Annotated in this window: 10 protein-coding genes; 8 read left to right on the top strand and 2 right to left on the bottom strand. The window is 60.3% G+C overall.

The features are described from left to right. Positions 1-208 precede the first annotated feature (208 nt). The 6 genes from B9A19_RS08670 to B9A19_RS08645 are packed head-to-tail and all read left to right on the top strand — an operon-like array spanning position 209 to position 6,131. Positions 209-598, top strand: a complete 390-nt coding sequence (locus B9A19_RS08670; protein WP_139798742.1) for a DUF3592 domain-containing protein — start codon at positions 209-211, stop codon at positions 596-598. 5 nt (positions 599-603) lie between these two features. Next, entirely contained in the window at positions 604-3,231 is a 2,628-nt protein-coding gene (locus B9A19_RS08665; RefSeq protein WP_084090385.1) for a DUF2169 family type VI secretion system accessory protein, read from the top strand. Further along, positions 3,228-4,289 (top strand): pentapeptide repeat-containing protein, encoded by a 1,062-nt coding sequence (locus tag B9A19_RS08660; protein WP_217807017.1) that lies wholly within the window; start codon positions 3,228-3,230, stop codon positions 4,287-4,289. Before B9A19_RS08665 ends, B9A19_RS08660 begins: the two co-directional genes overlap by 4 nt. Positions 4,290-4,305: 16 nt before the next feature. Next, positions 4,306-4,920 (top strand): DUF3540 domain-containing protein, encoded by a 615-nt coding sequence (locus tag B9A19_RS08655; RefSeq protein WP_084090383.1) that lies wholly within the window; start codon positions 4,306-4,308, stop codon positions 4,918-4,920. An 18-nt stretch (positions 4,921-4,938) separates the two neighbouring features. Next, the gene (locus B9A19_RS08650) at positions 4,939-5,328 is read left to right on the top strand and encodes a DUF4150 domain-containing protein (RefSeq protein WP_084090382.1); all 390 of its coding nucleotides are present in this window, start codon (positions 4,939-4,941) and stop codon (positions 5,326-5,328) included. After that, positions 5,325-6,131, top strand: coding sequence for a dienelactone hydrolase family protein (locus B9A19_RS08645; protein ID WP_139798741.1), 807 nt, complete (start codon positions 5,325-5,327; stop codon positions 6,129-6,131). The genes B9A19_RS08650 and B9A19_RS08645 overlap by 4 nt, the downstream gene beginning before the upstream one ends. Positions 6,132-6,225: 94 nt before the next feature. Here B9A19_RS08645 and B9A19_RS08640 read toward each other — a convergent pair whose 3' ends face one another. Continuing rightward, positions 6,226-7,548 (bottom strand): FAD-dependent oxidoreductase, encoded by a 1,323-nt coding sequence (locus B9A19_RS08640; protein ID WP_084090400.1) that lies wholly within the window; start codon positions 7,546-7,548, stop codon positions 6,226-6,228. Positions 7,549-7,614: 66 nt separating this feature from the next. On the opposite strand from B9A19_RS08640, the gene B9A19_RS08635 reads away from it, so the two are divergent. Next, positions 7,615-8,136, top strand: a complete 522-nt coding sequence (locus B9A19_RS08635; RefSeq protein WP_084090380.1) for a MarR family winged helix-turn-helix transcriptional regulator — start codon at positions 7,615-7,617, stop codon at positions 8,134-8,136. A 132-nt stretch (positions 8,137-8,268) separates the two neighbouring features. Here B9A19_RS08635 and B9A19_RS08630 read toward each other — a convergent pair whose 3' ends face one another. Continuing rightward, complete coding sequence (locus tag B9A19_RS08630) at positions 8,269-8,763, bottom strand: Fur family transcriptional regulator (protein WP_084090379.1); 495 nt, start codon at positions 8,761-8,763, stop codon at positions 8,269-8,271. A gap of 289 nt (positions 8,764-9,052) precedes the next feature. Here B9A19_RS08630 and B9A19_RS08625 point away from each other — a divergent pair, with 289 nt between their 5' ends. Beyond that, positions 9,053-11,044, top strand: a complete 1,992-nt coding sequence (locus B9A19_RS08625; RefSeq protein ID WP_245804309.1) for a TonB-dependent receptor — start codon at positions 9,053-9,055, stop codon at positions 11,042-11,044. The last annotated feature ends 68 nt before the right edge of the window (positions 11,045-11,112 follow it).

Below are 11,112 nucleotides of genomic sequence, written 5' to 3'. Positions count from 1 at the left end.
GCAGGTGGCGGCGCAGGTGGCGGCGCAGGTGGCGGCGCAGGTGGCGGCGCAGGTGGCGGCGCAGGTGGCGGCGCAGGTGGCGGCGCAGGTGGCGGTGCAGGTGGCGGCGCAGCCCCTTGAAAAACAAACCAGACATTCGCTATTGCCATGACCAGATGAATGGCTATGCCGTGGCATGTTTTCAGAAATACTTTGCTGGAGGTCGGCTTTGACCAATGCACAATTCTGGGGCGGCTTGCTGACCCTGTTTTTTGGTGGCCTCGTTGTTTTTGTCGTTGTCGTTGTCTGGCAATCCATGGCGTCTGCCAACGATATGGCGGATACCTACCAACGACTGCAGCAGCAGGGCAGCCGTGTGCAGGGCGCAGTAGTCGCTATCGAGCAAACCGGCAACGAGATCAACAACTTGCCCGTGGCGCGCCTTGTAGTGAGTTATCAACAAGACAAAAAATCGCGCCAGGCCAGCTTTGAACAGGTCATTCCATTTACGGCCATGCCTCGCGTACAGCCGGGGCTAAAGGTACCGCTGCGTGTCGACGCCCGGCCTGACGGCGCCGTGGTGGTCGACCTTGTTCGTCTCGACCATCCTGCTGAGTAAGGCGCATGGAAATCATCAAACCTTTGCGCCTCGGCGTATTGCATCGTGCCTACCGGCAGCAACAGCAACCACATCTGTGCGTCGCAGTCATGGCACTGGTAGCGCTCGGCGGCGAGCGCCCGGTGTTGCTGCCCGAGCAGGAATTGTGGGAGCTGGTGGAAGACACATTGGGCGATGACGGCCTGATCGACCTGACCATGCCCAAGCCGTCGGCGGAATACCTGGTTTCAGGCATCGCGACCACATTGCACCAGGCGGGAAAAACCTGCTGCGCCGTCGAGGCTTGTGTGGGCGACAAGCAAAAGCGGCTGACCGTCTTCGGCGACCGCTATTGGCTGGCTGGCTCGACCACCACGCCGCAGCCGTTTGACGTGATGCCGCTGGATCGCAATCATGCTTACGGTGGCGCAGGCCATGCGGAAAACCTCGCCGGCATCGGCCATGCCCCCGAATGGATTGACGGTCAGCAGGTACAGCGCGCGCCCAATATCGAGCATGCGCACCAGTTGCTGACCTCGCCTCAGCAAAGCCTCCCTCCGGCAGGCTTTGGCCGCGTGGACATCAGTGCCCCCTCGCACATGGCGCTGATGGGCCAGTATGACGAACGATGGTTGCAGGAACATGCGCCGGGGTTCCCGCCCTCGTTCGACTGGCACTACTTCAATCTTGCCCCGCCGGATCAGCAATGGCGCGGCCAGGATAGCTTGCCCGCTGGGCTGAGCTATCGCTTTGTGAACATGCATCCCGAATTTCCGGTGTTTGCCGGACAATTACCGCAGGCGCACGCGCGCTGTTTTGTGACGCTGCGGGATGATGCCCCCGCGGATGGCGAGGATGGCGCGCTGGTTTTTGCCGAGCTGCCGCTGCGGTTGACCACGACCTGGTTTGTGCCGCACGAGGAATGCGCCATTCTGATCTATCACGGCAGCATGGCCATCGATGATGACGATGCCAGCAAGGTGGCGCACCTGATGCCGGCATTTGAAGCGCTTGCAGCCCCCCGCCCGCTTGAGCACTACGAGGCAGTCCTTGCCCAACGAATCGATCCTGATGATGGCGATTTGTATGTATTCGATGAGGCAGCGCTCATCAGCGAGGCGCTTATCGGGCAATCATTCGATACCGAACCGCTGGGAACCAGGCCAGCCGGCGCGCTGGAGCAAAGAATGGATGCCCGTCTGCAGCGCGAGCAGCACAGCCGCAACGAGCAAATGAAGGCTGCCGGGCTGCCTCCGTCCATGCCCGATGTCGCTCAAGACATGCCCCGACTGCAACGCCTCGCCGATCTACCGCAATTCGATGCGGCCTTGCGGCAGAAAGAGACGGAAATTTCCGCCAGAATGGCGGTGGAACAGCAAATGTTGCACGAAGAACTGCGTCAGCGTGCAAGCGACCCTACCGCGCAGGTACTCTTGGCGCAGCTTGAAAACCCGGGGCAGGCGCCTGCCTTTGAATATGCCAGCCGGGCGGCCCAACTAACCGACATGCCTCCACCTGCGCCATTTCCCGCGCCCACCGGATTTGGCGCCGTGTTGCCGCCTGCCAACGATACTGCCCGGCAGCTGCGCCAGCTTTATCTGCACTCGGTCGCGTTCTGCGCTGCTGCACCGGCATTGTCACCGACCGCTTCAGCGCAAGTGCGCGAGCAAGTACTGCAGCAATATGCACTGAATCGTGACTTGTCCGGACTGGATTTGACCGGCGCTGACCTGTCCGGACTGGATCTGACCGGTGCCCGCATGGTCGGTGCGTTGCTGGAAAGTGCCAATCTCGAAGGCTGCAAGCTGGACGGTGCAGACCTGAGCGAGGCGGTGCTTGCCCGCGCGAGACTCAGCAATAGTTCGCTGGCTTCCGCCCGCCTGGTGTCGGCCAACCTTTCACATGTGCAGGTACAACAAGCATGCTTTGCCGGCGCAATGATTGCGACTGCCGACTGGCAGGAGGCGGAATTCAACGACTGTGATTTCCGGGAAGTCTGCATTGCAACATTGAACCTGCAGCAAAGCGAGTTCAAGCGTTGCCGGTTCGATGACGCCAGCATGGAGGACGTGGATTTCCAGTCTTGCACGCTGATAGACGTGCAATTTGAAGACGCGGTACTGGCCGGATGCAACTGGCTGAACTGCCGCCTGGACAAAACCGGTTTTGACGGTGCGGTGCTTGATGGTTGCAGTCTGGCCGAGACCGATGCGATCGGCATTTCCTGTGTCGCTACCATCCTCACTGACTGCTACGCGGCGCTCGACTGCAATCTGTCCGATGCCGATTTCAGCGCCGCCGAACTACAGGCTTGCAACTGGCGGGATACCCTGCTGGAGCGTGCTTGCCTGGTTGGGGCCACGCTGAGCGACTGCGATCTTTCTGGCGCGCTGCTGCATGGTGCCAATCTGCAGGGGGTGCAAGCCCCCGGTTGCCTGCTGATCGACGCCAGCCTGATCGGCGCCCGCCTTGCTGGGGCCAACTTGATGCAAGCCATATTGCGCGGCGCCGACCTGCGCAGTGCAGACCTGACCGGTGCGCATCTGTTTGAAGCCGATCTGGCGCTGGTGCAACTTGATGCGTCGACCGTGCTCGATCGGGTCGGTGCAGAACGAGCGAATCTATACCCGCGCGCCAGCGTGGAGGGCGCATGATGAATGCTACCGAATTGCTCACTGCGATTGAAAACGGCGAACCGATCGAAGCCCGTACATTAAAAGGGCTGAATCTGGCCGGACTCACGCTGGCCGGTGCCGTTTTCCTGCGCTGCGCCCTGACCGAGGTTGACCTGTCCGAGGCCGATCTCTGTGGCTGCATATTCAACGATTGCACACTTGCGCAGTGCAGCTTTGCCGGGGCAAATATCGATGACGTGCAATGGCAGCAATGCAGCCTGACGCAATGCGATTTCCGCACAGCAACACTGGCAGAAACAGCATGGATTCATTGCGATCTGGTAGAAACGCGCTTTGACGAAGCAGCGTTATTGCAAGTAGATATGCTGCAAAGCATTTTGCGCAAGGTTGCACTGCAGGGGGCCTTGCTGCAAGAGGTGACAATCAACGAATGCGATCTGGACGGGTGTGATCTAAGCAACGCCCACGTGGAAGCATCGACACTGTTCGAGCTCGATTTGCGCCAGGTCGACTTCAGCGAGGCATCGTTCCAGCAAGTGGTGTTCAGCGGATCTGATCTGGCTGGTCAGCGCCTGGCAGGCCAGCACCTGGCGGGTTGCCAGTTTGCACAGGCAAGGCTGGATCAGGCCGATCTGAGCGGCGCCGTGCTGACACAGGCGGTATTCGAACGCGCCAGCCTGGTCGGCGCCAGGCTGAGTGGTGTTGACGCCCAGCATGCCTTGTTTCCCGGCGCCGACCTGAGTCAGGCGGATTGCCGGAACGGTGCATTTGCCGGCAGCGTCTGGGAAGGCGCACTGCTGACCAACACCGATTTCTCGGGCGCCGGGCTGGAAATGGCGGTGCTGATACGCACCCGAGCCAATGGCGCACGCTTCAACCACGCCCGCATGCAGCACGCCGAGCTGTCCTACGCCGATTGCAGCAGCGCCGATTTTCGTGACGCGCAGTTCGATAACACGCGTATGCACCGCAGCCTGACACTGGATGCCCGCTGGAGCACGCGCAGCGGCGTGGTGGAGCGCGACGATGCCTTGTGGCAGGCCGAGGCAGCCGCACTACCCGGCGGAACTTCATGATCAACAGGAGCACTTCATGGCGACATTGACGCAAACCACACCGCTGAGCAGCCCCGCAACGGTGATTGCCAATCTGGGGGACGGTACTTTCCTGGTCGAGCAAGCGGGGCGTGGCCTGACTTGCCGCCAGGCAGCCAGCTGCCTGTTGTTGCCCGAAACGGGCGACCAGGTATTGCTGGCCACGGCCGGCGGCGCTGGCACATATCTGCTGGCAGTGCTTGAACGGGCAGGCAGCTTGCCAATCCAGCTGCAACTGGGCAGTGATGCAACGATAAGCTGCACGGGTTCGCTGCAGGTACAAGCGATGCAAAAACTGTCGCTTGAGGGCAGTGCATTTGCACTACGCGCCGACGAAGGTGACGTGACTGTGGAAAAGCTCCGCTACACAGGCGTACTGCTGCAAGGCGCAATAGGCAGCTTGCGTTTGATTGCACAAGCATGCGAAACCATTGCCGACCGGTTGGTTTGGCTGACCAAGGTCAGCCTGCGCCGCGTTGAACAGATTGATCAGGTGCGCGCCGGGCAGATCGATTACGAAGGAACGGCACGTGTACGCATCCGCAGCAAATACACGGCGGTCACGGCAAAGAACCTGATCAAGGCCAAAGCCAAACAAGTGCATATTGGTTGATACACCAGGGAACGCATCATGTTCATGAACACCCAGCAAAAAGGCAAAAGCCTGGCTTTTCCGGATATTTGCAAGACGCCGCCGCAAATGCTGCCCATCCCCTACCTGAATCAGGCCGACGCCAGGATGTCCCGGCCCGGCTCCTATCACGTGCTGGTGAAAGGCATGCCTGCGCACAATATGGGCACAACCACCTTCATCACGACCGGTGATACGCAAGGCGCGCTGGGTGGCATCATTTCGCAACGTTTCATGGCCCAATCGCGCTATGTCACCGGTGCCTTTACCGTGTTGCTCAAGGGCAAGCCGGCCACCCGGCTAACCAGCATGACTCTGCAGAACAACAACAACGTCCCGGGCATGCGCATAGAACCCAGCCAGAACGTCGTGCTGCTGCTGGCGCCATGACGTATCGCTTGGCAGGCAGTCAGGGCGCACTGTCTGCCCTTCGTGGTGGCATGGCAAGCCAAGCGTGGCGCGAAGAAGTGCTGCGAATCCCATCTCGCGACATTCCCCCCTCCCCGCTGGTGACGACGCTCTATTTGCCACATGGGCGCGGCCCCTTCCCGCTATGGGTGTTCAATCACGGTAAACACTATGGCCCGGCGGCCCAGCAATCACGCTGCCAACCACTGGCATTCGTGCGTGTGCTCACCGCCGCGGGCTTTGCCGTGGCCGCGCCCAATCGCAAGGGATTTGCCGATTCAGGCGGCGTGCATCTGGCCCATTGGCGCAATCCGCTGTCAGGCGCCCTGTTCTGTGCCAGGGATATTGATGCCGCCATACGCGGACTGGTTCGCCATCCGTGTATACAAGCCGACCGGATCTTTGTCGCCGGCGTGTCCTACGGTGGCCTGGCGACACTGGCCTATGGCATGAAGCCTCACCACGGCGTACGGGCTTTGGTGAATTTCAGCGGGGGTTTGCGCGCCGAGCACGAGCCGGGTTGGCAGCAACCCTTGCTGCTGGCGTTTCGTCATCTCGGCCGGTATGCACGACGGCCTTCACTATGGTTTTATGGCGAAAATGACCATTACTGGAGCATGGATTTCGCCCAAAGCTTGCACCGGCAATATGTGCAATCAAATCATGATGCCCGGTTGATCAATACCGGCGTGTTTAAAAGCGATGCGCATTTGCTGGTCTATGACGAAGCAGGCAATGACCGCTGGTGGCCTCATGTGCGTGAGCTGATCGAGTCCAATCCTTAGCCGGGGTCAGGCCTCGAGGCAACAACGAGCATTCCTTTGCGGAATCGAGCAGGTCAAGGTACTGGTATTGGCACCTTGAGACTGCCGGTTCACATCAGCTCGCGCCCCGGTAGCGGTAAAGACTGTTGATGAACCGGCTACGCAGGCAAGGGACCACATGGGTTAACTTGAAGTACGCACGTGTTGCATGCAAGGTCATCCTGCCCAGAACAGGGTGGTAATACGGATCGTCAGCGCGTGTGCCATTATTGTTTAGCGAATCGGCCACTCTTGCAAAGCCGTAAGGCCGCATCTGGGCTTCATAGTCGCCGATGGCCGCCAGCAGCGGTTTTCTGCGCTGTGCCACCGCAACAAGCTCCTGGCTCAGCAACGCTGCATCACGCAGGGCCGTATTGGCACCCACACCTTGGCCCGGTGTCATCGTATGTATCGCATCGCCCAATAACGTCACCGGGCCGGGAGGCCATGGGGGTATAGGCGAGGATGTCACAATCCGTAGCGGAAAGGCCGAGCCTGGATCAGCCAGCGCCAGAATTTGCCGGAGTTCGGGGCTCCATTGCCGGGTGAGCGGCTTGACGATATCAAGCAAGGCTTGGCCACGGGCGTTGCAGGTGTGCTCTGGAAAACGCGAATGCGAACTCCAGATCGACAGGTTGATGTAGTCCGGCTCGGTGGTGCATTGCGACTTTGTCCAGCGCTCAAGTTGAGCAGCACAATGCGCGCTTCTGTGTTGGGCGGGCGCATTCCAGGGAAAGGTCATCACATGCAGCATACCGGTCAGCCCTCCCCTGGCAAAAATCAGGGATAAGCCCTGAGTCAGATGGGGCGCCAGCAAAGCGCGGGTTTGTGCAGTGAGCGGTGTTTTCGTCGCGATTGCGGTGATGCCGGTTTCGCAGATTTTGGCGTGAGGGAGATATTGTTGCCGCACTGCAGAATGCGTGCCATCGGCGGCGACCAGCACATCACCACGTGCACTGCTGCCGTCCGCAAAGTAGGCCGTAATGCTGCCGTCCGCGTGCTTCACATAGTGCGTGAACACTTTTCCAAAATGCACTACATCTTCCATGCCGGTGAAGAGAAGCTGCCGCAGTGTCGAACGAGACACGGAACGCTCGGAATTGATGGCATCGTGATCTCCCCGCAACGGGAACGAGGCGGTCGTTTTCATTTGCTCAGTCAACACGTTGAAATACTTTGGCGCCGTGGCACATGTCGCCAGAAACAAATCAAACAAAGCAGCTGGCAAGCATTGCTTGAGGGCTCGATTACCCGTTGGGTCAATCCCGACTCGATAGCCATGCAATCCGTCCGCCCGGTTGGCGTACCGCTCATAGACGGCAACGGAAACCCCAGCCTGTTTCAGACCATGTGCAAGGCACATCCCACCGGTACCACCTCCTATCACGATCACTTGCATGCTAGGATTCCTCTTGATGATCATTTATCTTGATTGTCAAAATAATATTGATCCTGAGAATCTTGAATGTCAAGAGAAAAGCTCGATACACTACGCTCGGACGTAGCCAATGAAATGCAGCGCATGCAAGCATCGGTTGATGCGTTTGATGCGCTGGCTGCATCCGTCCTCGGCATCAACCGCACAGACCTGCGCTGTCTTGAACTATTGATGCAGACTGAATTTGCCACGCCGGGGATATTGGGGCCCGCACTCGGTCTGACCACGGGCAGCGTTACGGCGATGCTTGACCGACTGGAACAACTGGGCCATCTGTCACGATCGGCAGACCCGGCAGATCGGCGCAAGGTACTGGTTTGTATTACACCAGCAGCGCGCGCAAAAACCTGGGGCCTGTATTCGCCGTTTGCGAGCGAAGGCACGCGCTTGCTGGAGCCCTACACCGCCGAGCAATTGGCGCTGCTGGCCGGTTTCCTGCGCGAGAGCCGACTGCTGTACGAACGTGAACTAAAGCGCGTGCAAGCCCTGCCTGTGCCTGAGAAACCGGTAAAAAAGCGGAGGAGCCGTCCCGCCGCGTCAAAACCCTGAAGAGAAAGCAGCAGCGTACCTGGAGCCTGCAAGCGCAGTTATCGTGGGGGACTGCTGCAGACGTGTGCTCACCTGCTCTGCAGCGACGCAGGTTCCGGACCTGTTGTCCGGGCGTTGGTCGCTGTCTCTGACCTATGCTGTTGCGCTGGCTATTTTCTGGCACGCCGGGCATAGCGCCTTGATTTCAATGCTTTCCCCCTCCAGTCGGTAGCCCGCCTGATGGACCCACGCAGCCAGTGCGTGGCTCATTTGCTCATCAGGCACTTCGGCAACGGCGTTGCAACGCGGGCAGGCCAGCAATAGCCCGTGATGCACATGACCATGGGCATCGTCTTGTGCGCTGCACGCCACAAAGGCATTGGACATATCCAGTCGGTGCACCAGCCCCTCGGCCTGCAGGAACTCCAGCGCGCGATAGACCGTGGGCGGGGTAGTGCTGGCGTGCAACGACTTCATCTCGTCCACCAGTTGATAGGCCTTTACGCCATGGCCGTGCTTGAGCAGCAAGCCCAGCACCTGGCGGCGGATGGGCGTCAGCCGGCTGCCGTGCTCGCGACAACGGTTTTCAGCGTGCGCAAGGCGCGCCTCGATGTCGGTTGACGCGGGTTGTGGGTGAGTGTGGGTCATGGAGCAAGCTGTTTTCTGCGTATGAACCGCTAGCTTAACGCAGCAGCCAAACGGCGTCGAATCAAGGCCTGTCGCGGCATAGCCTCCCGGTTTTTGCTATGCCTGCGAACAAAATTGCAATGATATAGTGTTGCATAAATTGCATGACAAGCCTTAGCATAACGCAACATTGTTGCATTAAATTCTCCTGCTAGAGGTCGTCATGTCTCCGTCTCACCCTATTGAGTATTCGCCATCCCACCCGGTGTCCCGCGTACGGCGCCGCGTTCTGTTACCTGTGCTGGCAGCGTTGGCGGCCCTGCCGGCCCATGCTGCCGACGATGCAGAAACACTCGCCCCGGTGCTGGTCACGGCCAATCCGCTGGGTCTGGACCAGCCTTTGGCACCGGCCACCGTGCTTGAGGGCCGCACCTTGAGCTTGAAGCGCGGCAGTACCTTGGGTGCCACGCTGGATGGCGAGCCGGGTGTCAGTACCACCGGCTATGGCCCTTGGGTGGCGCGCCCCATCATTCGTGGCATGGATGGTGACCGTATCCGCATCCTGCAAAACGGTGTCGGCATCGTCGATGCTTCCGCGCTGTCGTACGACCATGCGCTGCCGCAAAGCCCGCTGAGCGCTGAACGCATCGAGGTCGTGCGCGGCCCGGCGGCGCTGCTTTATGGCGGTAACGCAGTGGGCGGTGTGGTCAATACGCTGGATAACCGCATCCCGAGCGAGCCGATCACCACACCGCAAGGGCGCGTCGAGCTGGACTACGCCAGTGCCAACCGTGCCCGCGAGGTCGCCGCTGACTTTGCCGCCGGCACCGAGCGCTTCGCCCTGCACGTTGATGCCTTCCACCAGGACAGTGGCTTGCTGCGCATACCCGGCTATGCGCGCTCTGCCCGGCTGCGTGCCGTTGATGGCGTGGATCAGCCACAGGATCAGCTGCCCAATAGTGATGGCCGGGCCGATGGCGCCGGCGTGGGCGGCAGCCTGTTCTGGGATAACGGCTACCTGGGGCTGTCATACGGGATATACGACGCCAACTACGGCTCGGTGGCCGAGCCGTCGGTGCGGCTGCGCATGCATCAGGATCAGCTCAAGCTCGCGGGCGAGGTACGCGATCTGGCCGGGCCGATACAGTCGGTCAAATTCAACCTCGGCTACACCGATTACCAGCATATGGAAATTGACGATGGCACGGTGGGCACGCAATTCAAGAATCGGGGCTATGAAGGGCGCATCGAGGCCCGCCATGCGCCGCTGGGTCCGCTGCAGGGCGTCATCGGCGCGCAGTTTGCCAATACCCGTTTTGCCGCCTTGGGCGACGAGGCGCTGGTGCCTGAAACGCAAACACGCACGGCAGCCCTGTTCGCGTTGGAGAGTTGGCAAGCATCCAATAACTGGCTGTTGCAACTGGGTGGGCGGCTGGAACACACCGAAACCAGCCCTGCCCCGGCTACCGACAGCCGCTTTGCCGGCAGCAGCGCGCGCAGCTTTGCTGCTGGCAGCGCATCGCTGGGCGCGCAGTACGCCCTGACGCCAGCATTGAAGATCGTTGCAAATGGTGGCTACACCGAACGCGCGCCGACATTCTACGAGCTGTATGCCAACGGGCCACATGCGGCTACCGGGCAATATCTGGTTGGCAATGCCGATGCGCAAAAGGAGCAGGTGCTGTCCTTCGATCTGGCACTGCGTTATGGCGAACGGCATGATCAAGCCAGTGTGGGTGTGTTCTACAACCGCTTCCGCAACTATCTGGCCGAGCTCAATACCGGCCGCTATCGCAATGATGCTGGCGACGTGGTCGACCGCGACGAGCCGGATGCCCTGCCCGAGGCACGCTACAGCAGCGTGGCGGCCGAGTTTTATGGCGTGGAGTTTTCCGGCGGTACGCGCATCTACGATGCTGGCAGCCGCTTTTTCGACCTGAGCCTGCGCGGTGACTACATCCGTGCCAACAACCGCGATACCGGTGAACCGCTGCCACGCATTGCGCCATTACGCATGACGCTGGGCGCCAGCTATGGCGATGGCAACTGGCTGGGCGGGCTGGACGTCACTCATGCCTGGGCGCAGGATCGTGTCCCCGCAAACGACCTGCCCAGCGATGCCTACACCACGGTCGGGCTGAACGTGTCGTACCAGTTCCGCCTGCAGCAGGTGCAGTGGCTGGCCTATCTGCGTGGCGACAATCTGGGCAATGCGGAAATCAGGCAGGCCAGCTCGGTACTGCGCGATATCGCGCCAGAGGCGGGGCGCAGCGTCAAAGTCGGTTTGAAGGCAGCGTTCTAAGCGCTTTCCGGTATTGGGACGGGCCGCAGGCTAGGCTAGGCTCCCGCATATATGTATGGGCACCGGGC

The sequence above is a fragment of the Andreprevotia lacus DSM 23236 genome (assembly GCF_900176275.1).
Lineage (GTDB): Bacteria > Pseudomonadota > Gammaproteobacteria > Burkholderiales > Chitinibacteraceae > Andreprevotia > Andreprevotia lacus.
The sequence above is the reverse complement of the archived record's forward strand: the minus strand, read 5'-3'. Positions and strand labels throughout refer to the sequence as shown.

Excerpts from the sequence above, each read along its gene's own strand:
- B9A19_RS08665 (WP_084090385.1), top strand. The coding sequence starts at position 604 with ATGGAAATCATCAAACCTTTGCGCCTCGGCGTATTGCATCGTGCCTAC.
- B9A19_RS08660 (WP_217807017.1), top strand. The coding sequence starts at position 3,228 with ATGATGAATGCTACCGAATTGCTCACTGCGATTGAAAACGGCGAACCG.
- B9A19_RS08655 (WP_084090383.1), top strand. The coding sequence starts at position 4,306 with ATGGCGACATTGACGCAAACCACACCGCTGAGCAGCCCCGCAACGGTG.
- B9A19_RS08650 (WP_084090382.1), top strand. The coding sequence starts at position 4,939 with ATGTTCATGAACACCCAGCAAAAAGGCAAAAGCCTGGCTTTTCCGGAT.
- B9A19_RS08645 (WP_139798741.1), top strand. The coding sequence starts at position 5,325 with ATGACGTATCGCTTGGCAGGCAGTCAGGGCGCACTGTCTGCCCTTCGT.
- B9A19_RS08640 (WP_084090400.1), bottom strand. The coding sequence starts at position 7,548 with ATGCAAGTGATCGTGATAGGAGGTGGTACCGGTGGGATGTGCCTTGCA.
- B9A19_RS08635 (WP_084090380.1), top strand. The coding sequence starts at position 7,615 with ATGTCAAGAGAAAAGCTCGATACACTACGCTCGGACGTAGCCAATGAA.
- B9A19_RS08630 (WP_084090379.1), bottom strand. The coding sequence starts at position 8,763 with ATGACCCACACTCACCCACAACCCGCGTCAACCGACATCGAGGCGCGC.